The following is a 25,812-nucleotide window of genomic DNA, read 5'->3' as shown; positions in this document are numbered from 1 at the left end:
GTGGCTCAGTAGGCGTGGCTCTGGGCCTCGCGCTGTTCCAGATGACCGTCTTTCAGGGCGAAGACGCGGTCCATATGGCCGGCCAACTCCATATTGTGGGTGGCGATCAGGGCGGCGACGCCCGTGGTCTTGGCCAGGTCGCGCAGGGATTCGAACACCGACTGGCTGGTGGTCGGATCCAGATTGCCGGTCGGCTCGTCGGCGAGCAGCAGGCGTGGGCCGTTGGCCAGCGCGCGGCCGATCGCGACGCGCTGCTGTTCACCGCCAGACAGTTGCGCCGGCTGGTGCGTCAGACGTTCGCCTAGCCCCAGGGCCGTCAGTGTGACCTCGGCGCGTTTGCGCGCCTCGTCCTGGGCCACCCCGGCGATCCGCATTGGCAGGGCGACATTGTCGCGTGCGTCGAACTCGGGCAGCAGGTGGTGGAACTGATAGACGAAGCCGATCCGGCCCAGGCGCAGTCGCGTGCGGGCGCGCTCGTCCAGATCACCGACCTGTTCGCTGTCGATGGCGACCGTGCCGCTGGTGGGTTTCTCTAACAATCCGGCGGCGTGCAGCAGCGACGACTTGCCCGAGCCCGACGGTCCGATCAGTCCGACCAGTTCGCCGGGATAGACGTCCAGATCGACGCCCTTCAGCACGGTCAGGCCGCCCTGGGCGGTGTCATAGGTGCGGGTCAGGCCGCGCACCGAAAGGATGGGAGCCTTACTCATAGCGCAGCGCCTCCACGGGATCGATGCGAGACGCGTTCCAGGACGGCGGCAGGCTGGCGATACAGCTCATCAACAGGGACCAGAAGGCCACCCAAGTCACGTCCACCGGATCGACCAGGGCCGGGATGGCGTCCAGCATATAGACGTCGGAATCGAACAGCTTGGTCTGCAGCACGAACTCCAGGAAATGCTGGATCGAGCCGATGTTCCAGCAGAACAGCAGACCCAGGATCAGCCCCGCGATCGTGCCCGCGACCCCGATCATGGCGCCGGCCATGAAGAAGACGCGCAGGATCGCCGAGGGGCTGGCGCCGATGGTGCGCAGGATGGCGATGTCGCGGCCCTTGTTCTTCACCAGCATGACGATGCCGGAGATGATGTTCATGGCGGCGATGGCGACGACGAGGCCCAGGATGATGCTCATGGCCACGCGTTCGACCTTCAGCGCGCCGTAGAAGGCGGCGAGGCGCTCGCGCCAGTCGCTAACGACCGAGCCGGGACCGGCCGCGTCGCGGATGGCGGCGGTCAGGGCGCCGACCTGATCGGGATCGTCGACCTTGATTTCGATCGCGTCCCAGACCCCTTCCTTGCCGAAGAAGAGCTGCTGCTGCTCCAGAGGCATGAAGATGAATGCGCGGTCGTAATCGGCGGCGCCCGAGCGGAACAGGCCGCCGACGAAGTAGGTCTTCTCAAGTCCGCCGAGGTTGCCGAAAGCGCTGTCGGCCCCGGTCGGCGAATACAGGGTCACCGGATCGCCGACGCGCAGGCCCATGGAGTTGGCCAGGGCCGCGCCGACCAGAATGCGGTCGCCGCCATAGGGCCCCTTGCCGAAGCTGGCGCGCTCCTGCGGGCTTAAGCTGTCGAAGACATACTGGGTCTTGGCCAGATCCTCAGGGCGGATGCCCTTGGCGATGGCGCCAGTCGTATAGCTGCCGACGCGGATCAGGCTTTGCGCCTCGTTCAGCGGGCTGGCGCTGGCCACGCCCGGCACGGCCTGAATGCGCTTTAGCGCGGCTTCGCGATCGGGCGAGGTCAGGACCTGCCCCTGCACATACATATGACCGTTGAACGCCAGCATGCGGCCCAGCAGTTCGCTGCGGAAGCCGGACATGATGCTCATCACGCTAATCAGGACGGCCACGGCCAGCATGATGCCGATGAAGCTGATGACGGCGATGGTGGCGACGCCGCCTTCCTTGCGCTTGGCGCGCAGGTAGCGCAGGGCCAGGCCGATCTCCCACGAGGAGAAGGCGCCGGACGGACGAGACGGCAGGCTCAAGCGGTCAGCCTTTCAATAGCTTCGGCGAGCGGCACGGAGACCTTCTCGCCGGTGGCGCGGCGTTTCAGCTCGACCACGCCGTCCGACAGTCCCTTGGGACCGATGGTCAGCTGCCACGGCACGCCGATCAGGTCAGCGGTGGCGAACTTGCCGCCGGGACGTTCGTCGGTGTCGTCGTAGAGGACGTCCTTGCCGAGCTTTTCAAGCTGGGCCACCGCGTCTTCGCAGGCGGCCGAGACGGCCTCGTCATTGGCGCGCAGATTGATCACGACCACGTCGAAAGGCGCGACCGCGTCGGGCCAGATGATGCCGCCGGCGTCGTGGCTGGCCTCGATGATGGCGCCCAGCAGGCGCGACACGCCGACGCCATAGCTGCCCATGTGGACCTCGGCGTCCTGACCGTCCGGACCGGCGACCTTGGCCTTCATCGGGGCGGAGTATTTGGTCCCGAAGTAGAAGATGTGGCCGACCTCGATCCCGCGCGCCGACAGGCGGTCGCCCTCGGCGGTCTTGGCCTCGAACTGCGCCGGATCGTGCATCTCTTCGGTGGCGGCGTAGAGGGCGGTGCGTTCGTCGAACACGGCCTGGACGGCCTCCGCGCTGAAATCGTCGCCAGGCGCGGGCATCTCGACCAGCTTGCGGTCGCAGAAGACCTCGCTTTCGCCGGTTTCGGCCAGGACGATGAACTCGTGGCTCAGATCGCCGCCGATGGGGCCGGTGTCGGCGCGCATCGGCACGGCCTTCAGGCCCATGCGGGCGAAGGTGTTCAGATAGGCGACGAACATGCGGTTGTAGGCGACGCGGGCCGCGGCCTCGTCCACGTCGAAGGAATAGGCGTCCTTCATCAGGAACTCGCGGCCGCGCATCACGCCAAAGCGCGGACGGCGCTCGTCGCGGAACTTCCACTGGATGTGAAACAGGTTCAGCGGCAGCGACTTGTAGGACTTCACATAAGCCCGGAAGATGTCGGTGATCATCTCCTCGTTGGTCGGTCCGTACAGCAGCTCGCGCTCATGCCGGTCGGTGATGCGGAGCATCTCGGGGCCGTAGGCGTCATAGCGGCCGCTCTCGCGCCACAGGTCGGCCAGTTGCAGCGTCGGCATCAGCAGTTCGACGGCCCCGGCCCTCATCTGTTCCTCGCGCACGATCTGCTCGATCTTGCGCAGCACCTTCAGACCGAGCGGCAGCCAGGCGTAGATGCCGGCGGCCTCCTGCTTGATCATGCCGGCGCGCAGCATCAGCTGGTGCGAGACGATCTGGGCGTCCGAAGGAGCTTCCTTCAGCGTGGGCAGGAAAAAGCGCGACAGGCGCATGGTCGGGAATCCTAGGCGTAGAGACGGAACAAGGCTTTAGCCGCTCGGACGGGGCGAAAGCTAGGCCGATGCGTCGTTTAGACAGCGGGGCCGCTGGCGAAGTTCGGCAGGGGCAGCCAGCCCGTGAAGATCAGCACCATCACGAACACCCAGACCAAGGCTGAGACCCAGGTGGTCGTCAGGAACTTCTTCTTCAGATTGGGCGTCTTGGGCGCGCCCCATTGTGAGCCGTCGGTCGGCGGCTCGTGCGTCTCGCTGGCCGTGCCCAGCGGCAGCACGGCGAACAGCACTGTCCACCAGGCGATGATGTAGATGCCGACCATGGTGAAGACGCCGATGGGCATGACTGACCTCTAGGGATGGGGCCGGCCGACGCCGTAGCGGGCCGCCAGATAGGGAGCGATGGCGTGATCCTGAAGAAACCGCCGGCCGGTCGTTTCGCTGACCTCGGCCTCGGGCCAATCCAGCTCGCCGTCCAGGATCAGGATGGGGCAGCTTTGATGCGCCTCGCCGACCTGTTCGATGACCGGTTGGCGTGGGCGCGGATGGTCCAGATAGACGACGTCCAGCGCGTCGCGAAGCTGAGGATAGAAGGCCAGGACACCCTCGATATAGGCGCCAGGCGGGCAGAACCACGGACCGCCCTGATCGTCGTGCCAGTCGGGGTTCAACAGGAAGAGTCGCTCGGTCATCGGCGTGGATATATCCGAGTTGAGGCCGTCGGCGCGACCGCTATTCGCATTCCGCCCCGAACCCCGGCGCCCGTAGCGCCAGAAGGATCGAAGAGCGCTCCTGCTGCGTGATCGCCCCGGCGCCTTGCAGCACGCAGCCGACGGCGGTGTTCGAGTTGGGCGCCAGAAGGCCGTAGGTCAGACCTTCCTGCGCCAGGCGAGCCTGGGCGCCCTTCAACGTCTCGACGGCCGTCGCGACGCGCGCCGGGTCATTGGTGATGCGGGTCATCTCGTGCAGCGCCTCGCCCGAGCTTGGAAAGTCATAGGCGTTCGGATCGAACGGCGCGATCTCGGCCGATAGGCGTTCGGGATGAATGTCGATGCCGAACTTGGCGTTCTGGCTGGCGGAGAAGGCGATGGCCGGCCCGCTTTTCGGCACGACCAGAATGTAGGCATGGCGCGGAAACAGCAGATACTGCGCCATGAACTTGGTCACCGGCACCAGCGGCATCCCGTCCGGTCCCAGGGCATGGGCGCCGACATAGACGCCCGACGGCACGCTGCGCGCATCGATCCGACCGTTCAGCTTCAGGATACGATCGACCATGACGTGGTCGAGCAGAAAGACGCCGTCCTCCGCCTCGCGCTCCAGATAGGCATGGATGGCGGCGGTGTCGGGCGCCGAACCCAGATCGCGACCATAGACGGTCGGAAAGGCGGTCGGCGACATCGGCTGGCCGTCGGGTGGGCTGAACCACAGAACGCGCAGCTCGTGAACCGTCCGCGCCAGGGGGTCTTCGCCCCGGAACGTCGACAGGCTGAGCACCAGATTGACCACGGCGAACAGGGCGACGAAGCCGACCAGCCCCTGCCCCGCAATCACCGCCCACCGCCGCCACCCACGCAGCGGATGACGGGCGTGCCGGATCCGCTCCAGCAGGCGGCGCGCACGGGCAGGCTTTTTCGACATGCGTTTCCCTGACCGTTCAGGCGCACGACCAATGCGCCCAAACGGTCAAGGTTGCATCAGACGCGCAGGACGACCGTCTCGACGATGGGACGACGATCCCAGATTTGCTGGCTGGCCTTTTTCAGCACGCGAGCGACAGCCTGTTCGATGACCATTTCATCGTCCAGCGCATCGCCCTTCAGGCCCTTGACCACCTGTTCGACACGCTCGGCCAGCTTGTCCAGCGCATCGCCGAGCGGCGTGGCCGTGTCGCCGGGCAGGCCGACACTGCGGATGTCGATGTCGCTGGCGATCCGTCCGCGCTTGTCCAGGGCGAAGCTGACGATCAGCACGCCGTTGGTCGAGGCGTGACGACGTTCCTTCAGGGCCTCGCCCTGTTCCGTGACCAGCATGCCGCCGTCGACGTACAGGCGGCCGTTCGGCACCTCGTCGATGATCTTGGCCGGGCCAGGGGCCAGGCGGACCATGTCGCCGTTGCGCGGCGTCACCGTTTCGGGAACGCCCATGTCCTTGGCCAGGTTGGCGTGTTCCAGCAGGAAGCGGCGCACGCCGTGGGTCGGCACCGCAATTTGCGGCCGGGCCCATTCGTACATCTGCTTCAGCTCGTCACGGCAGGGGTGGCCCGAGACGTGGATGCCGGGGTGATCCTTCTCGGTGTAGAGACGCACACCGCGATCCGCGAGGCGGTCTTGCAGATTGCCGATCGCCAGTTCGTTGCCGGGGATCTGGCGCGACGAGAAGATGCAGTGGTCGCCCAGACCCAATTTCACGACCGGATGGGTGCCGTCAGCGACGCGCGACAGGGCCGCCCTCGCCTCACCCTGGCTGCCGGTGCACAGATACAGGATCTGATCGGCGGGCCAGACGCGGGCCTCCTCGTCCGACAGGAAAGGCTTAACGTCCTTCAGCATGCCGACGTGCTTGGCCGCCGCCGTGATCCGGTGCATCGACCGGCCGGCCAGGGCCACGCGACGCCCGCAGGCCTCCGCGGCGCGGATCACGCTGTCCATCCGGGCGACGTTGGAGGCGAAGCAGCCGACGGCGACGCGCCCCTTCAGGCTGGCGATCAGCTTGGAGATGGCGACGGCGACATCGCCCTCGGACCCGGCGACGCCCGGCACGAAGACGTTGGTCGAATCGCAGACCATGGCCAGCACGCCTTCGTCGCCCAGGGCGCGGATGACGGGCGCGTCGGTCTTGGTCCCGATCACCGGCTGGTCGTCGATCTTCCAGTCGCCGGTGTGGAACACCATTCCCAGCGGCGTATCGATGGCCAGGCCGCTGGGCTCGGCGATCGAGTGGGTCATGTTGACGAAGGTCACGCCGAACGTGCCGATGTCGACGGTCCCGCCCAGCGGCACCTCGATCAGTTCGACCTCGTCCAGAATGCCGCGCTCGCGCAGCTTGTCGCGGATCAGATAGGCGGTGAAGGGCGTGGCGTAGATCGGCGCCTTGATGCGCGGCCACAGCCAGCCCAGAGCGCCGATGTGATCTTCGTGCGCGTGGGTCAGCACGATGCCCTTGATATTCTCACCCTCCAGGAAGGTGGGATCGGGCACGATCACATCCACGCCGGGCGTAGACAGGTCACCGAAGGTGACGCCGACATCGACGATCAGCCATTCACGGTTCGCCTCTGGGCCGAAGCCATAGGCGTTCAGGTTCATACCGACCTCGTCCGAGCCGCCCAGCGGCAGGAAAACGAGTTCGTCTTGGGTTTGCTTTTTCATTCAATCAGTCAAATGGGCGTTACGACGCCAGATTTCGAGGAGGCCGCGAATAGTCAGGTCGGGATCGAAGTGATCGATGCTGTCGGTCGCGCCTTCGAACAGGCTGGCGACCCCGCCAGTGCCGACGACGGTCATGGGCTTGCCCCACTCCGCCTTGATGCGCCCGACCAGGCCTTCGATCAACGAGATATAGCCCCAGAAAACGCCGGACTGCATGGCCTCGACCGTGCCCTTGCCGATGACGTTCTCGGGTTTCTGGATGGCGATGCGCGGCAGTTTGGCGGCTGCTTCATGCAGCGCCTGAAGCGACAGATTGATGCCGGGCGCGATCAGACCGCCCTCAAAGGCGCCGTCGCCCGCAACGATATCAAAGGTCGTCGCCGTGCCGCTGTCGATCAGCAGAAGGTCGCCGGGATACATCAGCGAGGCGCCCACAGCGTTCACCAGACGATCCGCGCCCGCCTCGCTGGGCTTGGCGATCCGCACCTCGATGCCCAGTTCGGCGTTCTCGCCGATGACCAGAGGTTCGATATTCAGATAACGCCGCGCCAGGTTGCGCAGGTTGAAAATCGACTGGGGCACGACGCTCGAGATGATGCAGCCGCCGAGCGCGTCGAACTTGAGCCCCTTCATCACCATCAGCTGGTTCAGCCAGACGGCGTATTCGTCGGCCGTGCGACTGGCCTCGGTCGCGGCCCGCCATTGGGCGATCCAGTCCGAACCGTCGTGGACGGCGAACAGCGTATTGGTGTTGCCCTGCTCAATGGCGAGAAGCATCAGGCGGCTTTCCCGAAGAAGACGTCGCCGGCGGAAATCAAACGCACGGAGCCGTCGGCCAGACGCAGGCGCAGGGCGCCATCCTGCTCCACGCCCTCGGCCTGTCCCTCGATCGTCTCGTTATCTAGTCGCGCGACGCACGGTCCGTTCAGGCCCGTCAGGCGGCTGGTCCAGGCGTCCAGCACAGGCTCAAATCCCATCGTCTGCCAACGCCCCCACCAGACGGCGAAGGTCTCGGCCAGGATTTCGGCAGCGGCCTCGATCGGCGGGACATAAGCCAGGTCGGCGCGCAGTCGTTCGGCAACCGAGGTCGCCCCCCGTTCGGTGCCCTCGGGCGCATGGGCAAGGTTCACGCCGATGCCGACCGCCAGCCAGAGGTCGCCGTTCGCGTGCCGGCCGGATTCGACCAGGATGCCCGACACCTTGACCCCGTCCAGCAGGACGTCGTTGGGCCATTTGATCGAAACGAACGCGGGCGAGACGAAGACGTCCAGCAGGTCTGCGACGGCCAGGGCCGCGATGAAGGTGGCCTGGGCCGCCTCGGCCGCCGACTTGGGCGTGGTGATCAGAAGGGTGGCGGCCAGATTGCCCTGATCGGTGTCCCACTTGCGACCCCGCCGACCGCGGCCAGCGGTCTGACGGCGCGCCACAATCCAGCGCGGGCCCGCCTCTCCGGCCTCGGCAAGACGGCGCGCCTCGGCGTTGGTCGAGTCGATCTCGTCGAGGATGACCAGTGGGACGGGCGCCAACGCCCTACCCGTTCCCGAAGCCGGCGCTCGCAGCCTTGGTCAGCGGCTCCAGCCACGTCAGACCGACGATGACCAACGGGAAGGCGAAGGCGGCGCAGGCCCAGCCGATCCACTTCGCCTCGACCGGGGCGGCGTCTGTGGCGATGTCATCCACCGGCGCATCAAACCACATCAGCTTGAGGATGCGCAGATAGTAGAAGGCGGCGACGACCGAGGCGACCAGACCGGCGGCCGCGACGGGCCACAGTCCTGCATCAGCGGCGGCCCCGAACACATAATATTTGCCCCAGAAGCCCGAGAACGGCGGCATGCCCAGGACCGACAGCGACAGGATGGTCAGGGCCACGGCGGTCAGCGGCCGATCCTTCTTCAATCCGGCCAGATCGGCGATGCGGCGGATAGGACGGCCCGACTTGGACAGGCTGAGCAGGATGGCGAAGAAGCCCAGTTGGTCGATGACATACAGCGTCATAAACATCAGCATGGCCTGCAAACCCTCGGCCGTGCCCGCCGCAATACCCAGCAGCGCGTAACCGATGTTGGCGATCGAGGAATAGGCCAGCAGGCGCTGGATGTCCTTCTGCGCCAGGCCGCCAAAGGCGCCGACGACAAAGCTGATCAGCGAGATGGCGATCAGGACCTGCGACCATTGAGCGTGGGCGTCGCCGAAACCGTTTTCCAGCGCGCGGGCGATCAGCACCATGGCAGCGACCTTGGGCGCCGTGGCGAACAGGGCCACGACCGGCGTCGGCGCGCCTTCATAGACGTCGGGCGTCCACATGTGGAACGGCGCGGCCGAAACCTTGAACGCCAGGCCGCAGATCAGGAAGACAAGGCCGAAGACCAGGCCCGGGCCGGGATTGTCGGCGGCGACGGCGGCGATGTCCTCGAACCGCATCGAGCCGGCGAAGCCGTAGATGAGGCTGGCGCCATACAGCAGCAGGCCCGACGACAGCGCGCCCAGGACGAAATACTTCAGGCCCGCTTCGGACGCCTTGACGTCGTTGCGATGGAAGGCGGCCAAAACATACAGGGCCAGCGAGTGCAACTCGATCCCGACATACATGGAGATCAGGTCGCCCGAGGACGCCATCATCCCCATGCCGGCCGAGGCCAGCACTATCAGGACCGGATATTCGAACTTAGCGATGCGCGTGCGCTTCATCCAGCCGTCACCCAGCACGACCGCAACGGCGGCCGACAGATAGATCAGGCTCTTGGCGTAGATGGCCAGCGGATCGGCGACATAGGCGCCGTTGAAGGCGACGCCCCACGGTCCGACGATCGAGATGACCGACGCGGCGATCAGCAGCAGGACCGACAGGATCGAGACCAGACGGGCGCTCTTGTCGCCCACGAAGGCGCCGACCATCAGCAGGACCAGGGCGCCGACCGCGAGGGTGACTTCCGAGGCGGCGAGATGCAGGGCGGAGGATAGATCAGGCATCTGTAAGTCTCACCCGCCGATCGCGGCGCGATACGCGCTGGTCAGGGCCTCGACGGCAGGCCCGGTGTAATCGAGGACGGAGGCCGGATGGACCCCCAGCCAGATGGTGCCGACGATCAGCGGCACGAACAGCAGCAGTTCGCGCTTGTCGATGTCGGTGATGGTCTCAAGCTTCGGATTGGTGATCTCGCCGAACATGACCGCGCGGTACAGGGTCAGGGCATAGACCGCCGAGAAGATGACGCCCGAGGCTGCAACCAGCGCCGCCCAGGTCGAGGCGTTGTAGGCGCCCGTCATGGTCAGAACTTCGCCGATGAAGCCCGAGGTGCCCGGCAGACCGACGTTGGCCATGGTGAACATCAGGAAGATGGCGGCGTACCACGGCATCTTCGACGTCAGGCCGCCGTAGAAGGCGATCTCGCGGGTGTGCATCCGGTCATAGACGACGCCGACGCACAGGAACAACGCGCCCGAGATCAGGCCGTGGCTGATCATCTGGAAGATGGCGCCCTGCATGCCGATGTTGTTGCCGGCGAAGATGCCCAGGGTCACAAAGCCCATGTGGGCCACGGACGAATAGGCGATCAGCTTCTTGATGTCTGTCTGACGCCAGGCGACCAGCGACGTATAGACGATGGCGATCACCGACAGGGTGAAGACCAGCGGCCGGAACATCTCCGACGCCATCGGGAACATCGGCACGTTGAACAGGATGAAGCCGTATCCGCCCAGCTTCAGCAGAATACCTGCCAGGATGACCGAACCAGCCGTGGGCGCCTGAACGTGGGCGTCGGGCAGCCAGGTGTGAACCGGCCACATCGGCATCTTGACCGCGAACGAGGCGAAGAAGGCCAGCCACAGGATCGGCTGGACAGCCGGATCGAAGGCGAAACGCTTCAGCTCGGGAATGCTGGTGGTGCCCGCCTCATGCGCCATCCACAGCATGGCCAGCAGCATCAGGACGGACCCCAGCAGGGTGTAGAGGAAGAACTTGTAGGCCGCATAGATGCGGTTCTGACCGCCCCAGATGCCGATGATCAGGAACATCGGAACCAGGGTGCCTTCGAAGAAGATGTAGAAGAGGAACAGGTCCAGCGAGGTGAACACCCCGATGACCAGCGTCTCCAGCACCAGGAAGGCGATCATGTATTCGACGACGCGCGTTTCGACCGACTTCCAGCTGGCCAGGATGCAGATCGGCATCAGGAAGGCCGTCAGGAGCACCAACAGGATCGAAATCCCATCGACGCCCAGGTGATAGCTGGCGCCCGCGAACCACGGGACCATCTCCACGAACTGATAGCCGGTGTTAGCCGGATCGAAGCCGGCGACCAGCACGACCGACACCGCCAGGGTCACCAGGGTGGTGATCAACGCGATCCAGCGCGCGGCCGGCGCGGTCGCGTCGGCCGACTTTGACGTCAGCCGGGCGGCGAAGATCGCCAGGGCCCCGACCAAGGGCAGGAATGTAACGAGGCTCAGGATGTAGGGCACGAGATCAGGCTCCCCACGCGAGGATGGCGAAGGTGAGCAGACCAGCCACCCCGAGCAGCATCACGAAGGCGTAGTGATAGACATAGCCGGACTGGATCTTGCCCAGTCGAGCGGCGGATTTCAGCGACACCCAGGCGGCGCCGTTCGGGCCGAGACCGTCGATGATCTTCACGTCGCAGATCTTCCAGAAGAAGTTCCCGATGGCGCGGAAGCCGCGCACGAAGACGAAGTCGTACAGCTCGTCGAAGTACCACTTGTTGTAGAGGAAGCGGTAGATGACGCCGTTCCGCTCGGCCATGCGACGGCCCATGCCCTCGCGAGCGACGTAGATCCAATAGGCGAAGGCGGTGCCGATCAGCGTCAGGATCAGCGGCGACCATTTCACCCAGGTCGGAACGTCGTGGCTTTCGTGCAGGACGTGGTTGTTTGCACCGGTGAAGATCGCGCCGCGCCAGAACTCGCCCTCATGGTGGCCGATAAAGTGCGGCGCGAAGACGAAGCCGGCGGCGACGGCGCCGACCGACAGCAGGATCAGCGGAACCAGCATGACCAGCGGGCTCTCATGCGGCTTCAGCGGACCATGATGACCGTGGTCATCATGCGCATGATCGTCGTGATGATCGCCGACCGGCTCGGAATGGGTTTCCAGCTGGGCGTGGGAAGCGTGGTCGTCAGCATGATGGGCGTCGCCCTCTTCCTTCCACACCGGCTTATTGTGGAAGGTCATGAAGACCAGGCGCCACGAATAGTAGGCCGTCAGACCGGCGGCGATGATGCCGACGAAGAAGGCGAACAGGCCGATGGCCGAGTGACCCGAGGCCGCCGAGGCATAGGCGCTCTCGATGATTGAATCCTTGGAGTAGAAGCCGGCAAAGCCGCCGACGCCGGGGATGCCCAGGCCGGTGATGGCGATGGTGCCGATGGTCATCACCGCATAGGTGACCGGCAGCAGCTTCCACAGGCCGCCCATCTTCCGCATGTCCTGCTCGTGGTGCATGCCGTGGATCACCGAACCGGCGCCCAGGAACAGCAAGGCCTTGAAGAAGGCGTGCGTGAACAGGTGGAACATGGCCGCCTGATAGGCGCCGACGCCCGCCGCGAAGAACATGTAGCCCAGTTGCGAACAGGTCGAATAGGCGATGACCCGCTTGATGTCGTTCTGGGTCAGGCCGACCGTGGCGGCGAACAGGGCCGTGATGGCGCCGATGATGGCGATGATCTGCGACGCGCCCGGCGCATATTCATAGATCGGGCTCAGCAGGCAGACCATATAGACGCCGGCGGTGACCATGGTCGCGGCGTGGATCAGCGCCGACACCGGGGTCGGGCCTTCCATCGCGTCCGGCAACCAGGTGTGCAGGAAGAACTGGGCCGACTTGCCCATGGCGCCGATGAACAGCAGGAAACCGGCCAGATCCAGGGCAGACCACTGGACGCCCAGGAACTCCCACGTCGTGCCGGCCTTGGTGGCGATCAGCGGGAACAGCTCGGCGAAGTTGATGGTGCCGTACATCCAGAAGATCGTCATGATCCCCAGCACGAACCCGAAGTCGCCGACGCGGTTGACGACGAAGGCCTTGATGGCGGCGGCGCTGGCCGTCGGCTTCTTGAACCAGAAGCCGATGAGCAGATACGACGCCAGGCCCACGCCTTCCCAGCCGAAGAAGATCTGCATGAAGTCGGCCGCCGTCACCAGCGCCAGCATCATGAAGGTGAACAGCGACAGATAGGCGAAGAAGCGCGGCCGACTGTCGTCCTCGGCCATATAGCCCCAGGAGTACAGGTGAACCAGCGACGACACGCTGGTGACCACGATCAGCATGGTCGCCGACAGGGCGTCGATGCGGATCGACCAGGCCGACTGGAAGTCGCCCACGTTGATGAAGGGCGCCAGGCGGATCGTGAAGGGCTCAAGATGGCCCCAGGTCCACTGGCCGAACACCGTCCAGGCCACGGCGCACGAGAAGAACAACAGGCCGGTCGTGACGGCTTGCGACGGGATGTTGCCGATCCGGCGTCCGAAGAAGCCGGCGATGGCCGCGCCCAGCAGCGGGGCGAAGATCCCGAGAATGACGAGGGTATGGAAGGTCACGCTCAGCCCTTCATCACGGAGGCGTCGTCCACGGCGATGTCGCCGCGGTTACGGAAGAAGGTCACCAGGATCGCCAGGCCGACGGCGGCCTCGGCTGCGGCGACGGTCAGGACGAACATCGCCATGATCTGCCCGCTGATCTCGTTCAGATAGGCCGAGAAGGCGACGAAGTTGATGTTCACCGCCAGCAGGATCAGCTCGATCGACATCAGGATGATGATGACGTTCTTGCGGTTCACGAAGATGCCGAACACGCCGATGGTGAACAGGATCGCGGCGACCGTCAGATAGTGGGTCAGACCGATCATCAGAGAAGCTCCTCGGCGCTGACGCCTTCGCCCGTGGCGGCGGACTTGATCTCGACCGACTTGCGACGGTCGCGGTTCACCTGGTCGCCGGGGTTTTGGCGTTTGATGTGCGGCTTGTGGCGCAGGGTCAGGGTGATGGCCCCGATCATCGCGATCAGCAGCACGATCCCGGCCGCCTGGAAGAAGTAGACATAGTCCGTGTAGAGCACGCGGCCGATGGCCTCGACATTCGTCACGCTGGCGTCCGGCGCGCCCGGCGCCGGCAGGCTCGCAGCGGCCCCGCCCTGAACCACGGCGACCGAGACGATGATCATCTCGACCAGAAGCACGGCGGCGATGATGGCGCCCAGCGGCAGATAGCGCGCATAACCTTCGCGCAGCTTCAGGAAGTCCACGTCCAGCATCATGACGACGAACAGGAACAGCACCGCGACCGCGCCCACATAGACGACGACCAGCAGCATCGCTAGGAACTCGGCGCCCAGCAGGACGAACAGACCCGCCGACGAGAAGAAGGCCAGGATCAACCACAGCACGCTGTGCACCGGGTTGCGCGCGGTCACGACCAGAAGGCCGGAAACCGTGGCGACCGCCGCCAGCAGATAGAAGGCTATGCCTTGCAGCATGTCGGGACGAAGCCCCTTTCGTATCGGCCGCGACCCCGTTCAGGAATCGCCGACCCGTTTAGCGAGATGCGCCTTAGCGGTAAGGCGCGTCGAGTTCCAGATTCTTGGCGATCTGCCGTTCCCAGCGGTCGCCGTTATCGAGCAGGCGTTGCTTGTCGTAGAGCAGCTCTTCGCGCGTCTCGACGGCGAACTCCGAGTTCGGCCCTTCTACGATGGCGTCCACCGGGCAGGCCTCCTGGCACAGGCCGCAGTAGATGCATTTGACCATGTCGATGTCGTAGCGGGTCGTGCGGCGGCTGCCGTCGGCGCGCGGCTCGGCCTCGATGGTGATGGCCTGGGCGGGGCAGATGGCCTCGCACAGCTTGCAGGCGATGCAGCGTTCCTCGCCGTTGGCATAGCGACGCAGCGCATGCTCGCCACGGAAGCGCGGCGACTGCGGATTGCGCTCGAACGGATAGTTCACCGTCATCTTGGGACGGGCCATATATTTCAGCGACAGACCGATGGCGCCGATGACGTCCAGCATCATCGCGCCCTTGGTCGCCTGGACGATACGGGTGAACATCAGGGCTTATCCTTGGGGGCGGGCGTCGTCTTGGAAGCGGTCTGGCTGGCGCGCCAGTCCTGTTCGATGCGGTCCTGGCGTTGCTGCCATTGATAGCTCGACTCGGGCATGCGCGACGCGTCAGGCGCGCAGGCGGCGATCATCGTCAAAAGACCCAGGCCGATGATGAGGCCGCCCATCACGACCCCACAACGAAGACGCGCCAGGCCGACACGATCACGACCGCGACCAGCGACGTCGGCAGGAAGATCTTCCAGCCCAGACGCATCAGTTGGTCATAGCGATAGCGCGGCACGAAGGCCTTCACCATCGAGATCATGATGAACCAGAAGACCGTCTTGGCCATGAAGGTCAGCAGATAGATCGTATAGGCGATCCAGGCCGGCAGCCCATCCATCCAGGCCTGCGGCACGCCGGGGTTCCAGCCGCCGAAAAACAGCAGGCTGATCATCGCCGACATGAAGACGATGTTGACGTACTCGCCCATCATGAACAGCAGATACGGCGTCGAGCTGTATTCGACCTGATAACCGGCGACCAGTTCGGACTCGGCCTCGGGCAGGTCGAACGGCGGGCGGTTGGTCTCGGCTAGGGCCGAGATGAAGAAGATGATCGACATAGGGAACAGGATCACCACCAGCGGCCAGGTGTCGGCGCCGCCGCCGAAGCCGTACCAGTTCCAGAACATGCCCTTCTGGCTGTCGACGATCGCCGACAGGTTCATGGTGCCGGCCAGCAGGATCACATTGATGATGATCAGGCCCAGCGAGACTTCATAGGACACCATCTGCGCCGCCGAACGCAGCGAACCCAGGAACGGATACTTCGAGTTCGAAGCCCAGCCGCCCATGATGATGCCGTATACGCCCAGCGACGACACCGCGAAGATGTACAGGATGCCGACGTTCAGGTCCGACACGACCCAACCGGGCGCGAATGGAATGACCGCCCAGGCCATGAAGGCCAGGATGACGGTGATGATCGGGGCGATGATGAAGACCGCCTTGTCCGCGCCGGCCGGGATCACGACCTCCTTCAGCACGAACTTGATCATGTCCGCGAAGGATTGAAGCAGGCCGAAGGGGCCGACGACGTTCGGACCCTTGCGCATCTGCACGCCTGCCCAGACCTTGCGGTCGGCCAGCAGCAGGAAGGCGACGGCGATCAGCACGCCGACCGTGATCAGCAGGACCTGGCCGACCGTGATCAGCGTCCAGCCCAGAGGCGTGGCCCAGAAGGAAACGGGGTCCATGGCTTACTCCGCCGCCATTGCGACCGGCTGGGTCCGCAGGGCGGACAGCTCGGCCATCGTCGCGCTGGCGCGCGCTATCGGATTGGAAAGATACGGGTCGGTCACGGCCGACACGAAGGCCCGGTCGCCCAGATCGCCCTTGGCGCCCAGGGCCGCCACGTCGAACGTCGCCGGCGCGGGCAGATAGTCGATCCGGCCAAAGGTCGGGTGATCGCCCATCAGCTTGGCGCGCAGTTGCTCCAGCGTGTCATAAGGCAGCGTCTGATCGACGCGCGCCGACAGGGCCCGAATGATGGCCCAGTCTTCCTTGGCCTCGCCTTTGGGGAAGACGACGCGTTCGGCCATCTGCACCCGGCCCTCGGTGTTGACGTACAGGCCGGCCTTCTCGGTATAGGCCGCGCCCGGCAGGATCACGTCCGCGCCGTGCGCGCCGCGGTCGCCGTGGCTGCCCAAATAGACGCGGAAGGCGTTCGAGCCAGTCGGATCGACCTCGTCTGCGCCCAGCAGGAACAGCACTTCCAGCGCATCCGGCTTCAGCATTTCGGCGACGGTCAGGCCGCCCTCAGCCGGCACGAAGCCCATGTCCAGACCGGCGACGCGCGACGCGGCGTTGTGCAGGACGTTGAAGCCGTTCCAGCCTTCAGCGACGACCCCGACCTTCTTGGCCAGGGCGCCGAGCGCGTTCAGGACGGCCGGACCGCCCTCCCCGCCCAGCGCGCCGGAGCCGACGATAATCGCCGGGCGCTCGGCCTTGGTCAGGAAGTCCAGCGCCGACTTCGGCAGCTTGGCCAGAGTCTGCGTGCCTGCGCCCAGATAGGCGTAGTCGAACGTCAGGTCGGCCTGTTCGCCGATCAGACCGATCTCCATGTCGCCCTTCAGCCAGGCCTTGCGAAGGCGGGCGTTCAGCAGCGGCGCCTCGGTGCGCGGATTGGCGCCGACGATCAGAACGGCGTCAGCCTTTTCAATGCCTTCCAGGCCGGAGTTGAACAGCCATCCCTCACGCGGGCCATAGCCCAGGGCGGCGCCGTCCTGGCGGCAGTCGGTGTTGTTCGAGCCAAGCGCGCGGAACAGGTCCAGCGTCGCCTTCATCGACTCGGCGTCCTGCAGATCGCCGGCGATCACACCGATGCGGTCGGCCGGCGCGGCCTTCAGCTTGGCGGCGACGGCGTCCAGCGCCTCGTTCCACGAGGCGGCGCGCAACCTGCCGTTCTCACGGATCCACGGACGGTCCAGACGACGCGCGGTCAGGCCGTCGACGACGTAGCGGCTCTTGTCCGACAGCCACTCCTCGTTGATGCCCTCATTGACGCGCGGCAGCACGCGCATGACTTCGGACCCGCGATAATCGGCGCGGATGTTCGAGCCCAGGGCGTCCATGACGTCGATGGTCTCGGTCTTCTTCAGTTCCCACGGACGATAGTGGTACTGCCACGGGCGGTGCGTCAGGGCGCCGACCGGGCACAGGTCGTTGACGTTGCCCGACAGTTCCGAGGCGACCGACTTCTCCAGATAGGTCGTGATCTCGGCGTCCTCGCCGCGCGAGATCATGCCGATGTCCGGCACGCCGGCGACTTCGGTGATGAAGCGGACGCAGCGCGTGCACTGAATGCAGCGCGTCATGAAGGTCTTGATGGTCGGACCCATCGCCTTTTCTTCGACCGCGCGCTTGTTCTCCGAATAGCGCGAGCCGTCGCGGCCATAGCCGACCGACTGGTCCTGCAGGTCGCACTCACCGCCCTGGTCGCAGATCGGGCAATCCAGCGGGTGGTTGATGAGCAGGAACTCCATCACCCCTTCGCGAGCCTTCTTGACCATCGGCGTGTCAGTGAAGATTTCCTGACCGTCGGCAGCCGGAAGCGCGCACGAAGCCTGCGGCTTCGGCGGTCCAGGCTTCACTTCAACCAGGCACATGCGGCAGTTGCCGGCGATGGACAGGCGCTCGTGATAGCAGAAGCGCGGAATCTCTTGTCCGGCGCGTTCGGCGACCTGGAGCACGGTCATGCCGGGCTCGAACTCGGTTTCGACGCCGTTGACCTTGGCGATAGGCATCAGCGGGCCTCTTGCTTGGCGGCGGGAGCCGCCATTTGTACATCCACGGACATCGGCTGACCGTCGCGGAACAGGCCCGCGCCGTCGGCTTCCGCCCGGCATTCGAATTCCAGCCTGCCGCCATCGACCGGCGCGCGCCACGACACCTGGGCCGTGCGTTCGCCGGTGGCGGTGAAGACGACGGCGTCGTCTTCCTGGCCATACATGCGGTTCACCACGTCGCGGCAGGCCGCTTCGAGGTTCGCCGGAGCCGCCGCCGTCGCGACAGGCGCTACTTCAGCAGGAGTCGCCGTCGCAGGCTTGGTCGATGCTTCAGGCGCAGCCTTTTCCCCCTCGCCGCAAGCGGCGAGGATCGGAAGCGTCAGCAACAGGGCGACGGCGAGGCGCATCTCTACTCCGCCGCGATCGCGTGGCCGGCGAAGTTCGCGCGGCGGCTGCGATAGTTGGCGATACGCTCTTCGATCTCGTGACGGAAGTGACGGATCAGGCCCTGAACCGGCCATGCGGCGGCGTCGCCCAGGGCGCAGATCGTGTGCCCCTCGACCTGTCCGGCGACGTCCAGCAGCAGGTCGATTTCCGACGGATCGGCCTCGCCCACGGCCATCCGCTCCAGCACGCGCCACATCCAGCCGGTGCCTTCGCGGCACGGCGTGCACTGGCCGCAGCTCTCGTGTTTGAAGAAGTAGCTGATGCGGGCGATCGCCTTCACGATGTCGGTGGACTCGTCCATCACCGTCACGCCGGCGGTGCCCAGCGAAGAGCGAACCTCGCGCATGGAATCGAAGTCCATCAAGACCGTCTCGGCCTGTTCGCGCGTGATCACCGGGCAGGACGCGCCGCCCGGAATGATGGCCTTCAGATTGCTCCAGCCGCCACGCACGCCGCCGCCGTGATCCTCGATCAGCTGACGCAACGGGATCGACATGGCCTCTTCGACCACGCAGGGCGTGTTCACGTGGCCGGACAGGGACATCAGCTTGGTGCCGGTGTTGTTCGGACGGCCGAAACTGGCGAACCAGTCGGCGCCGCGACGCAGGATCGTACCGACGACGGCGATCGACTCGACGTTGTTCACCGTGGTCGGGCAGCCGTACAGGCCCGCACCGGCCGGGAACGGCGGCTTCAGGCGCGGCTGGCCCTTCTTGCCTTCCAGCGATTCCAGCAGCGCCGTCTCTTCGCCGCAGATGTAGGCGCCCGCGCCGTGGTGGATATAGACGTGGAAGTCCCAGCCGTGGACGTTGCCGTCGCCGATCAGCTTAGCCTCATAGGCCTGCTTGACGGCGGCTTCCATGCGCTCGCGCTCCAGCACGTATTCGCCGCGCAGATAGATGTAGCAGGCATGGGCCTGCATTGCGAAGCTGGCGATCAGCGCGCCTTCGATCAGCAGGTGCGGATCATGGCGCATGATCTCGCGGTCCTTGCAGGTCGCGGGCTCGGATTCGTCGGCGTTGATGACCAGGTAGTGAGGACGATCCTTCACTTCCTTGGGCATGAACGACCATTTCAGGCCGGTCGAGAAACCGGCGCCGCCCCGGCCGCGCAGACCCGAGGCCTTGACGTTGTTGATGATCCAGTCGCGGCCAAGGTCCAGCATGTCCTTGGTGGCGTTCCAGGCGCCGCGGTTCTTCGCCCCGTCCAGCGTCCAGTCGTGGAAGCCGTACAGGTTGGTGAAGATGCGATCCTTGTCTTCGAGAATGCCGACCATCTTCAGTTCCGATCTCCGCGGGTGTCCGCGCGCTTCATCATGCTACGTCCCCACAGCGCGATCCCGACGCCCATGACCGCTATCAGCGCGCCCACGGGTATCATGACGTCCAGATCGACCGGGATGACACCCATCAGCGTCAATACGATCAGTCCCAACCCCATGACCACATCGGCGAGGCCGAGGAGGTAAAAGGTTTTGAAATCAACAGGCTTGGCTTGCTTCGCCATCACAGCCCCTCCGCCAGACGGCGCTTGTGGTGGCGCGTGCGCATCCAGATGGCCGCGATGACCATCACCCAGCCCGCCGCCAGCATGAAGTAGGAGAGATTGACCGCCCACGGTCCAACTGCGCCCTGACGCGAGATCAGGATCAGAACGGCCGCGCCGACGACCATGGCAAGGCCGCCCGCGCGCAGCGGACGCCCGACGTTGCGCAACTCCTTGCGGTAGGCTGCGCGGCCCTCCTCGGTGTTCAGATCCGGCGGCGACATCAGGCCGGCGCCTTCTCGACCGGCGCGGGGTCGCTGTTCGGCAGCTTCTTGATCGGCTTGGCGGCCGAGCCGTCATACAGCGTCGCGTCGAGCAGGGTCTTGGCCCCGCCCTCCGGCGCCGCATTGGTGCGACCGATGTAGGAGCCCGGCTCGGGCGTCTTTCCGGCGGCGAAGTCGTCGATGATCCGGCCGATCGTCTCGGGCGTCAGATCCTCAAAATAGTAGTCGTTGATCTGGGCCATCGGCGCGTTGGAGCAGGCGCCCAGGCACTCGACTTCCTGCCATGTGAAGCGGCCGTCGGCGGACAGATGATCCTTGGGACCGATCTTCTCCTTGCAGACGCGCATCAGCTCATTGGCGCCGCGCAGCATGCAAGGCGTGGTGCCGCACACCTGGATCAGCGCCGTCTTGCCGACCGGCTCCAGCATGAACATGGTGTAGAAGGTCGCGACCTCCAGCACCCGGATGTAGGCCATGTCCAGCAGCTCGGCGATGGCGCGGATGGCGGGTTCGGACACCCAGCCTTCCTGCTTCTGCACCAGCCACAGGATCGGGATCACCGCCGACTGACGACGGCCTTCCGGATACTTCTTGATCCACCATTCGGCCTTGGCGGTCGTATCGGCCGAGAAGGCGAACGAGGCGGGCTGTTCCTTGGCGAGACGACGAACGCTCATCGGTCCACTTCTCCGAAAACGATGTCGAGCGAGCCCAGGATGGCGGACACGTCGGCCAGTTGGTGGCCGCGGTTCATCCAGTCCATCGCCTGCAGCGAGCGGAAGCCCGGCGCCGAGATCTTCACGCGATAGGGTTTGTTGGTGCCGTCCGACACCAGATAGATGCCGAACTCGCCCTTGGGCGCCTCGACCGAGGCATAGACCTCGCCCTCGGGCGTCTTGAAGCCTTCGGTGTAGAGCTTGAAGTGGTGGATCAGCGACTCCATCGAGCGCTTCATCTCGCCACGGCGCGGCGGGACGATCTTGTTGTCCTCGACCATCACCGGCTCGCCGGGGCAGTTGCGCAGCTTGTGGATGCACTGCTCCATGATCCGCACCGACTGCTTCATCTCCTCGATGCGCACCAGATAGCGGTCCCAGCAGTCGCCGTTCTTGCCGACGACCACGTCGAAGTCGAGCTCGGCATAGCACTCATAGGGCTGCGACTTGCGCAGGTCCCAAGCGATGTTCGAGCCGCGCAGCATCACGCCGGTGAAGCCCCATTCCAGGGCCTGCTGCTTGGACACCACGCCGATGTCCACGTTGCGCTGCTTGAAGATGCGGTTCTCGGTGACCAGGCTTTCGATGTCCTTCAGCGCCGGCGGGAACTCGTGGCACCAGCGGCCGATGTCGTCGATCAGATCCATCGGCAGGTCCTGGTGGACGCCGCCGGGACGGAAGTAGTTGGCGTGCAGACGGGCGCCGCAGGCGCGCTCGTAGAACACCATCAGCTTTTCGCGTTCCTCGAAGCCCCAGAGCGGCGGCGTCAGGGCGCCGACGTCCATGGCCTGGGTCGTCACGTTCAGCATGTGCGACAGGATGCGGCCGATTTCCGAATACAGGACGCGGATCAGCTGCGCCCGGTACGGAACCTCGATGCCGAGCAGCTTCTCGATGGCCAGGCAGAAGGCGTGCTCCTGGTTCATCGGCGAGACGTAGTCCAACCGGTCCAGATACGGCACGTTCTGAAGGTAGGTGCGCGCCTCCATCAGCTTTTCGGTGCCGCGGTGCAGCAGGCCGATGTGCGGATCGACGCGCTCGACGATCTCGCCGTCCAGCTCCAGCACCAGGCGCAGCACGCCGTGCGCGGCAGGGTGTTGCGGACCGAAGTTGATGGTGAACTTGCGGTCTTCCATCTCGCGCGCATGGGCGGTGCGGGTGTCGAGGTCGTCCTCAAACACATCGACGCCCAGCGGCGGCAGGGTGGGGTTTCCGTCAGCCATTACGCCTGGCCTCCCGCCTTCTCGTCGCCGGGCAGGACCGGCGCGGGGTATTCGGCGCCCTCCCAGGGCGACAGGAAATCGAAGGTGCGGAATTCTTGGGTTAGCTTGACCGGCTCATAGACCACGCGGCGCTGTTCCTCGTCGTAGCGGACCTCGACATAGCCCGTCATCGGGAAGTCCTTGCGCAGCGGATGGCCTTCAAAGCCGTAGTCCGTCAGCAGGCGACGCATGTCCGGGTGGCCCGAGAACAGCATGCCGTACATGTCGTAGGCTTCACGCTCGAACCAGTTGGCGGCCGGATAGGCCGAGATGACCGAGGGCACCGGCTGGGTCTCATCGGTCGAGACCTTGACCCGCAGGCGTGCGTTCCGCGTCATCGACAGCAGGTGATAGACCACCTCGAACCGCTCCTTGCGATCCGGATAGTCCACGCCGCACAGGTCGAGCAGCTGCTGGAAGCCGAATTGATCGCGCAGGGCCGTCAGCACCTCGACGATCCGCTCGCGCGGCGCGACCAGCGTCAGTTCACCGAACGCCACCTGAGCCTCGACGCCCAGGGCGCCGACCATCTCGGCGCCCAGCGGCGTCAGGGCGGCTTCGTGTTGCGCTTGAACAGCCAGAGAGGTCATCGGTCGATGGTCCCCGTGCGACGGATCTTCTTCTGCAGTTGCAGCAGGCCGTACAGCAGCGCCTCGGCCGTCGGCGGACAGCCGGGCACATAGACATCCACCGGCACCACGCGGTCGCAACCGCGCACGACGCTGTAACTATAGTGGTAGTAGCCGCCGCCGTTGGCGCAGCTACCCATCGACACGACGTAGCGCGGATCGGGCATCTGGTCGTAGACCTTGCGGATGGCGGGGGCCATCTTGTTGGTCAGGGTGCCCGCGACGATCATCAGATCCGACTGACGCGGGCTGGCGCGCGGCGCCATGCCGAAGCGCTCGACATCGAAGCGCGGCATCGACATCTGGATCATCTCGACCGCGCAGCAGGCCAGGCCGAAGGTCATCCACATCAGCGAGCCCGTGCGGGCCCAGTTGATGACGTCGTCGGCGGCAGCGACCAGATAGCCGCGCTCGCCGAGCTCCATGTTCACGGCCTCGAAGAACTTGTCGTGGACCTTGGGGTCATAACCCTCGACGGTCGAACGCGCGCCGGCGCCGGCCGGAACCAGCGGCGCGCCCGATGCGGACACCAGGCCTGCGGGCTTGGAAGCGGCGACTACTCCCATTCCAGGGCTCCCTTCTTCCATTCGTAGATGAAGCCGATGGTCAGCACGCCCAGGAAGACCATCATCGACCAGAAGGCGAAGACCATGCCGGCGTGCGACAGGTCGAACATCGACACCGCCCACGGGAACAGGAAGGCGACTTCCAGGTCGAAGATGATGAACAGGATCGACACCAGATAGAAGCGGATGTCGAACTTCATCCGGGCATCGTCGAAGGCGTTGAAGCCGCACTCATAGGCCGACAGCTTCTCGCTATCGGGGCTCTTCGGCGCCAGCAGCAGCGGCAGCACGATGAAAAGAATGCCGATGAAGGCGGCTACGCCGGCGAAGACCAGGACCGGAAGATATTCGAGAAGGAATGCGTTCATTCGAAGAACCTCGTCCGCCGGGGAGAGGCGGGATTCGGCGCTTCTTAGACCCAAGACCGCCGCCGTTCAAACCCCTGCGGCCATTGGATTTTTATTGAGAACGGCTCGCAACTTTGCGCGCCATATGTCGCAGGGCCGACGCTTGCGCGTCGCCGGGCTGCAAAGGCCTATTGGCGAGCCGATCGCGTAACCGAAAGTCATCCGAATGAGCCTAGCCAGCCGCGCCCTGAACGCTGTCGAACGGATCGGCAATCGACTTCCAGATCCCGTCTTCCTGTTCCTGTGGCTGATCGGCGGTCTGATCGTGCTCAGCATGGTCGGCGCCGGCCTGGGCTGGTCCGCCGTCAATCCGGTCACCGGCGATCAACTGGTCGCCAAGAGCCTGCTGTCGGCCGAGAATCTGGAACAGTTGATCATCGGCATGCCCCGCACCCTGGCGGACTTCCCGCCCCTCGGGATCGTCATCACCATCATCTATGGCGCTTCGGTCGCCGAACGCACGGGGATGTTCGCCACCGCCATTCGCGGCGCCCTGCTGAACGCCCCGCGTTCCATACTGACGCCTGTCGTCGTGATCACAGGCATGGTGTCCCATCACGCGTCGGACGCCTCCTATGTGGTGGTCATCCCGCTGGCGGCCGTCATCTTCGCCGCAGCGGGCCGCCATCCGCTGGCGGGCCTCGCCGCAGGCTTCGCCGCCGTGTCCGGCGGATACGCCGGCAACCTGTTTCCCGGCGCCAGCGACGCCTTGATCCTAGGCATCACCGAGCCGGCCGCCCGCCTGATCGATCCGTCCTATTCGGTCAACATCGCCGGCAACTGGTTCTTCATCGTCGGCGTCGTCTTCGTCTTCACCCCCATCGTCTGGTTCCTGACCGACCGGGTGATCGAGCCGCGCCTCGGCGTCTGGAAGCCGTCAGAGGGCGTCGCCGCACCGAACGCTTCGGAAAAACAGCCCCTGACCGCCGCCGAAAAGCGCGGCCTGAAGTTCGCCGGCCTGGCGCTTCTCGGCATGATCTCGCTCTGGGCCATGCTGACCTTCATACCGGGCTCGCCGTTCGTCGATCCCGAGGTGGACCCGGAGCAGAAGTTCAATCCGCTCTACAAGTCCCTGGTCGCCTTCTTCGCCATCACCTTCTTCGTCACCGGCGGCGCCTATGGTGCGGGAGCCGGCACGATCCAGTCGCATCGCGACATGGTCACGATGATGCGCGACGGCATCGCCCAGTTGGCGCCCTATATCGTGCTGGCCTTCTTCGCCGCCCACTTCGTGGCCATGTTCAACTGGTCGGGCCTGGGGCCGATCCTGGCGGTCAATGCGGCGGCGGGTCTGAAGACCCTGGCCCTGCCCGCCCCGCTGCTGCTGATCTGCGTCGTCTTCGTCTCCTGCTTCTTCGACCTGTTCATCGGCTCGGCCTCGGCCAAGTGGTCGGCCCTGGCGCCCATTGTGGTGCCGATGTTCATGCTGCTGGGCATTTCGCCGGAGATGACGACCGCCGCTTATCGCATGGGCGATTCCGTCACCAACATCGCCACGCCGTTGATGAGCTACTTCCCGCTGATCCTGACCTTCGCGCAGCGCTGGGATCCACGATTCGGTTTGGGATCGCTGATGGCGACTATGCTGCCGTATGCCGGAGCCTTCCTGGTCGCGGGTCTAGCGATGGTGGCGGCCTGGGTCGCCTTCGACCTGCCGCTGGGGCCGGGCGTCGGCGTCCACTACGAGCCGCCGTCTCCCGCCGAGGCGGCCCATGAGCCGGCCGACGGCGGCGTAGCGGGCCCGCACAGCCCGCCCCAGGCGGCGATGGTCGCACCGTCCACAGCCCCGTCGCGCTGAGGGGCGCGTTTCTCCGAAAAGGTCGCTTGACGCGATGTGTCAGCCCGCCTAAACGACGCCCCTCGCCGGGGCGCACAGCCGCTTCGGCCGGGAAACGCGGGTGTAGCTCAGTTGGTTAGAGTGCCGGCCTGTCACGCCGGAGGTCGCGGGTTCGAGCCCCGTCACTCGCGCCACTCTTTCTAGAAATAGAAGAGTGGCGCACAC

At 65.3% G+C, this 25,812-nt stretch carries 28 protein-coding genes and 1 tRNA gene; 2 read left to right on the top strand and 27 right to left on the bottom strand.

Annotated elements, in window-relative coordinates; translation table 11 throughout:
• Positions 1-5: 5 nt before the first annotated feature.
• From BVE01S_RS11430 to BVE01S_RS11300, 27 genes are all read right to left on the bottom strand, one after another.
• Positions 6-710, bottom strand: a complete 705-nt coding sequence (locus tag BVE01S_RS11430) for an ABC transporter ATP-binding protein (protein WP_066627632.1) — start codon at positions 708-710, stop codon at positions 6-8.
• Positions 703-1,989 (bottom strand): lipoprotein-releasing ABC transporter permease subunit, encoded by a 1,287-nt coding sequence (locus BVE01S_RS11425; RefSeq protein WP_082465008.1) that lies wholly within the window; start codon positions 1,987-1,989, stop codon positions 703-705. The genes BVE01S_RS11430 and BVE01S_RS11425 overlap by 8 nt, the downstream gene beginning before the upstream one ends.
• The gene (gene proS / locus BVE01S_RS11420) at positions 1,986-3,302 is read right to left on the bottom strand and encodes a proline--tRNA ligase (RefSeq protein ID WP_066627628.1); all 1,317 of its coding nucleotides are present in this window, start codon (positions 3,300-3,302) and stop codon (positions 1,986-1,988) included. The genes BVE01S_RS11425 and proS overlap by 4 nt, the downstream gene beginning before the upstream one ends.
• A 77-nt stretch (positions 3,303-3,379) precedes the next feature.
• Positions 3,380-3,646 carry a DUF1467 family protein gene (locus tag BVE01S_RS11415; RefSeq protein ID WP_055753501.1) on the bottom strand — a complete coding sequence of 89 codons (267 nt, stop codon included), beginning with the start codon at positions 3,644-3,646 and terminating at the stop codon, positions 3,380-3,382.
• 9 nt (positions 3,647-3,655) lie between these two features.
• A complete protein-coding gene (locus tag BVE01S_RS11410) occupies positions 3,656-3,994 on the bottom strand; it encodes a DUF3088 family protein (protein ID WP_066627625.1) in 339 nt (112 codons plus the stop codon).
• A 40-nt stretch (positions 3,995-4,034) separates the two neighbouring features.
• A complete protein-coding gene (locus tag BVE01S_RS11405) occupies positions 4,035-4,943 on the bottom strand; it encodes a hypothetical protein (RefSeq protein WP_066627623.1) in 909 nt (302 codons plus the stop codon).
• Between the two features lie 56 nt (positions 4,944-4,999).
• Positions 5,000-6,673, bottom strand: a complete 1,674-nt coding sequence (locus BVE01S_RS11400; protein ID WP_055753498.1) for a ribonuclease J — start codon at positions 6,671-6,673, stop codon at positions 5,000-5,002.
• The gene (locus tag BVE01S_RS11395; RefSeq protein ID WP_066627621.1) at positions 6,674-7,453 is read right to left on the bottom strand and encodes a type III pantothenate kinase; all 780 of its coding nucleotides are present in this window, start codon (positions 7,451-7,453) and stop codon (positions 6,674-6,676) included.
• Positions 7,450-8,199, bottom strand: coding sequence for a biotin--[acetyl-CoA-carboxylase] ligase (locus BVE01S_RS11390; RefSeq protein ID WP_084375387.1), 750 nt, complete (start codon positions 8,197-8,199; stop codon positions 7,450-7,452). The genes BVE01S_RS11395 and BVE01S_RS11390 overlap by 4 nt, the downstream gene beginning before the upstream one ends.
• A 4-nt stretch (positions 8,200-8,203) precedes the next feature.
• Positions 8,204-9,646, bottom strand: a complete 1,443-nt coding sequence (gene nuoN, locus BVE01S_RS11385) for an NADH-quinone oxidoreductase subunit NuoN (RefSeq protein ID WP_066627613.1) — start codon at positions 9,644-9,646, stop codon at positions 8,204-8,206.
• Between the two features lie 9 nt (positions 9,647-9,655).
• Positions 9,656-11,140, bottom strand: a complete 1,485-nt coding sequence (locus BVE01S_RS11380) for an NADH-quinone oxidoreductase subunit M (RefSeq protein ID WP_066627610.1) — start codon at positions 11,138-11,140, stop codon at positions 9,656-9,658.
• Between the two features lie 4 nt (positions 11,141-11,144).
• Positions 11,145-13,232: an NADH-quinone oxidoreductase subunit L gene (nuoL, locus tag BVE01S_RS11375; RefSeq protein ID WP_066627607.1), complete on the bottom strand. Its 2,088-nt coding sequence runs from the start codon at positions 13,230-13,232 to the stop codon at positions 11,145-11,147.
• Positions 13,233-13,234: 2 nt separating this feature from the next.
• Entirely contained in the window at positions 13,235-13,540 is a 306-nt protein-coding gene (gene nuoK, locus BVE01S_RS11370; RefSeq protein ID WP_039247409.1) for an NADH-quinone oxidoreductase subunit NuoK, read from the bottom strand.
• Complete coding sequence (locus BVE01S_RS11365; RefSeq protein WP_066627604.1) at positions 13,540-14,166, bottom strand: NADH-quinone oxidoreductase subunit J; 627 nt, start codon at positions 14,164-14,166, stop codon at positions 13,540-13,542. The genes nuoK and BVE01S_RS11365 overlap by 1 nt, the downstream gene beginning before the upstream one ends.
• A gap of 73 nt (positions 14,167-14,239) precedes the next feature.
• On the bottom strand, positions 14,240-14,731 hold the full coding sequence (gene nuoI, locus BVE01S_RS11360; RefSeq protein WP_017503987.1) for an NADH-quinone oxidoreductase subunit NuoI: 492 nt from the start codon (positions 14,729-14,731) through the stop codon (positions 14,240-14,242).
• On the bottom strand, positions 14,731-14,910 hold the full coding sequence (locus BVE01S_RS11355; protein WP_066627601.1) for a hypothetical protein: 180 nt from the start codon (positions 14,908-14,910) through the stop codon (positions 14,731-14,733). Before BVE01S_RS11355 ends, nuoI begins: the two co-directional genes overlap by 1 nt.
• Positions 14,910-15,983: an NADH-quinone oxidoreductase subunit NuoH gene (nuoH, locus tag BVE01S_RS11350; protein ID WP_039247406.1), complete on the bottom strand. Its 1,074-nt coding sequence runs from the start codon at positions 15,981-15,983 to the stop codon at positions 14,910-14,912. Before nuoH ends, BVE01S_RS11355 begins: the two co-directional genes overlap by 1 nt.
• A gap of 3 nt (positions 15,984-15,986) precedes the next feature.
• Positions 15,987-18,032 (bottom strand): NADH-quinone oxidoreductase subunit NuoG, encoded by a 2,046-nt coding sequence (nuoG, locus tag BVE01S_RS11345; RefSeq protein ID WP_066627597.1) that lies wholly within the window; start codon positions 18,030-18,032, stop codon positions 15,987-15,989.
• Positions 18,032-18,421: a hypothetical protein gene (locus BVE01S_RS11340; protein WP_066627594.1), complete on the bottom strand. Its 390-nt coding sequence runs from the start codon at positions 18,419-18,421 to the stop codon at positions 18,032-18,034. Before BVE01S_RS11340 ends, nuoG begins: the two co-directional genes overlap by 1 nt.
• Positions 18,422-18,423: 2 nt before the next feature.
• Positions 18,424-19,737: an NADH-quinone oxidoreductase subunit NuoF gene (gene nuoF, locus BVE01S_RS11335; RefSeq protein WP_039247403.1), complete on the bottom strand. Its 1,314-nt coding sequence runs from the start codon at positions 19,735-19,737 to the stop codon at positions 18,424-18,426.
• 2 nt (positions 19,738-19,739) lie between these two features.
• Positions 19,740-19,967, bottom strand: coding sequence for a hypothetical protein (locus tag BVE01S_RS11330; protein ID WP_066627592.1), 228 nt, complete (start codon positions 19,965-19,967; stop codon positions 19,740-19,742).
• Complete coding sequence (locus BVE01S_RS11325; protein ID WP_017503994.1) at positions 19,967-20,230, bottom strand: hypothetical protein; 264 nt, start codon at positions 20,228-20,230, stop codon at positions 19,967-19,969. Before BVE01S_RS11325 ends, BVE01S_RS11330 begins: the two co-directional genes overlap by 1 nt.
• Positions 20,230-20,907, bottom strand: a complete 678-nt coding sequence (gene nuoE, locus BVE01S_RS11320) for an NADH-quinone oxidoreductase subunit NuoE (RefSeq protein ID WP_066627590.1) — start codon at positions 20,905-20,907, stop codon at positions 20,230-20,232. Before nuoE ends, BVE01S_RS11325 begins: the two co-directional genes overlap by 1 nt.
• Positions 20,904-22,082: an NADH-quinone oxidoreductase subunit D gene (locus BVE01S_RS11315; RefSeq protein ID WP_088582886.1), complete on the bottom strand. Its 1,179-nt coding sequence runs from the start codon at positions 22,080-22,082 to the stop codon at positions 20,904-20,906. Before BVE01S_RS11315 ends, nuoE begins: the two co-directional genes overlap by 4 nt.
• 86 nt (positions 22,083-22,168) lie before the next feature.
• Positions 22,169-22,798 (bottom strand): NADH-quinone oxidoreductase subunit C, encoded by a 630-nt coding sequence (locus BVE01S_RS11310; protein WP_055809080.1) that lies wholly within the window; start codon positions 22,796-22,798, stop codon positions 22,169-22,171.
• Positions 22,795-23,424 carry a NuoB/complex I 20 kDa subunit family protein gene (locus BVE01S_RS11305; RefSeq protein WP_087119131.1) on the bottom strand — a complete coding sequence of 210 codons (630 nt, stop codon included), beginning with the start codon at positions 23,422-23,424 and terminating at the stop codon, positions 22,795-22,797. Before BVE01S_RS11305 ends, BVE01S_RS11310 begins: the two co-directional genes overlap by 4 nt.
• The gene (locus BVE01S_RS11300) at positions 23,394-23,771 is read right to left on the bottom strand and encodes an NADH-quinone oxidoreductase subunit A (protein WP_017503999.1); all 378 of its coding nucleotides are present in this window, start codon (positions 23,769-23,771) and stop codon (positions 23,394-23,396) included. Before BVE01S_RS11300 ends, BVE01S_RS11305 begins: the two co-directional genes overlap by 31 nt.
• Positions 23,772-23,976: 205 nt before the next feature.
• Here BVE01S_RS11300 and BVE01S_RS11295 point away from each other — a divergent pair, with 205 nt between their 5' ends.
• The gene (locus BVE01S_RS11295; RefSeq protein ID WP_066627582.1) at positions 23,977-25,608 is read left to right on the top strand and encodes an AbgT family transporter; all 1,632 of its coding nucleotides are present in this window, start codon (positions 23,977-23,979) and stop codon (positions 25,606-25,608) included.
• A 96-nt stretch (positions 25,609-25,704) separates the two neighbouring features.
• Positions 25,705-25,781 (top strand) — tRNA-Asp (locus BVE01S_RS11290).
• Positions 25,782-25,812 lie beyond the last annotated feature (31 nt).

Source organism: Brevundimonas vesicularis NBRC 12165, assembly GCF_001592205.1.
Taxonomy (GTDB): Bacteria; Pseudomonadota; Alphaproteobacteria; order Caulobacterales; family Caulobacteraceae; genus Brevundimonas; species Brevundimonas vesicularis.
Note: the sequence above shows the minus strand (reverse complement) of the source record. Positions and strands in the feature narration are given on the sequence as shown.

Coding starts and splice junctions, on each gene's coding strand:
- BVE01S_RS11430 (WP_066627632.1), bottom strand. CDS start 710: ATGAGTAAGGCTCCCATCCTTTCGGTGCGCGGCCTGACCCGCACCTAT.
- proS (WP_066627628.1), bottom strand. CDS start 3,302: ATGCGCCTGTCGCGCTTTTTCCTGCCCACGCTGAAGGAAGCTCCTTCG.
- BVE01S_RS11415 (WP_055753501.1), bottom strand. CDS start 3,646: ATGCCCATCGGCGTCTTCACCATGGTCGGCATCTACATCATCGCCTGG.
- BVE01S_RS11410 (WP_066627625.1), bottom strand. CDS start 3,994: ATGACCGAGCGACTCTTCCTGTTGAACCCCGACTGGCACGACGATCAG.
- BVE01S_RS11405 (WP_066627623.1), bottom strand. CDS start 4,943: ATGTCGAAAAAGCCTGCCCGTGCGCGCCGCCTGCTGGAGCGGATCCGG.
- BVE01S_RS11400 (WP_055753498.1), bottom strand. CDS start 6,673: ATGAAAAAGCAAACCCAAGACGAACTCGTTTTCCTGCCGCTGGGCGGC.
- nuoN (WP_066627613.1), bottom strand. CDS start 9,646: ATGCCTGATCTATCCTCCGCCCTGCATCTCGCCGCCTCGGAAGTCACC.
- nuoK (WP_039247409.1), bottom strand. CDS start 13,540: ATGATCGGTCTGACCCACTATCTGACGGTCGCCGCGATCCTGTTCACC.
- BVE01S_RS11365 (WP_066627604.1), bottom strand. CDS start 14,166: ATGCTGCAAGGCATAGCCTTCTATCTGCTGGCGGCGGTCGCCACGGTT.
- nuoI (WP_017503987.1), bottom strand. CDS start 14,731: ATGTTCACCCGTATCGTCCAGGCGACCAAGGGCGCGATGATGCTGGAC.
- BVE01S_RS11355 (WP_066627601.1), bottom strand. CDS start 14,910: ATGGGCGGCCTCATCATCGGCCTGGGTCTTTTGACGATGATCGCCGCC.
- nuoH (WP_039247406.1), bottom strand. CDS start 15,983: ATGGACCCCGTTTCCTTCTGGGCCACGCCTCTGGGCTGGACGCTGATC.
- nuoG (WP_066627597.1), bottom strand. CDS start 18,032: ATGCCTATCGCCAAGGTCAACGGCGTCGAAACCGAGTTCGAGCCCGGC.
- BVE01S_RS11340 (WP_066627594.1), bottom strand. CDS start 18,421: ATGCGCCTCGCCGTCGCCCTGTTGCTGACGCTTCCGATCCTCGCCGCT.
- nuoF (WP_039247403.1), bottom strand. CDS start 19,737: ATGGTCGGCATTCTCGAAGACAAGGATCGCATCTTCACCAACCTGTAC.
- BVE01S_RS11330 (WP_066627592.1), bottom strand. CDS start 19,967: ATGGCGAAGCAAGCCAAGCCTGTTGATTTCAAAACCTTTTACCTCCTC.
- BVE01S_RS11325 (WP_017503994.1), bottom strand. CDS start 20,230: ATGTCGCCGCCGGATCTGAACACCGAGGAGGGCCGCGCAGCCTACCGC.
- nuoE (WP_066627590.1), bottom strand. CDS start 20,907: ATGAGCGTTCGTCGTCTCGCCAAGGAACAGCCCGCCTCGTTCGCCTTC.
- BVE01S_RS11315 (WP_088582886.1), bottom strand. CDS start 22,082: ATGGAAGACCGCAAGTTCACCATCAACTTCGGTCCGCAACACCCTGCC.
- BVE01S_RS11310 (WP_055809080.1), bottom strand. CDS start 22,798: ATGACCTCTCTGGCTGTTCAAGCGCAACACGAAGCCGCCCTGACGCCG.
- BVE01S_RS11305 (WP_087119131.1), bottom strand. CDS start 23,424: ATGGAAGAAGGGAGCCCTGGAATGGGAGTAGTCGCCGCTTCCAAGCCC.
- BVE01S_RS11300 (WP_017503999.1), bottom strand. CDS start 23,771: ATGAACGCATTCCTTCTCGAATATCTTCCGGTCCTGGTCTTCGCCGGC.
- BVE01S_RS11295 (WP_066627582.1), top strand. CDS start 23,977: ATGAGCCTAGCCAGCCGCGCCCTGAACGCTGTCGAACGGATCGGCAAT.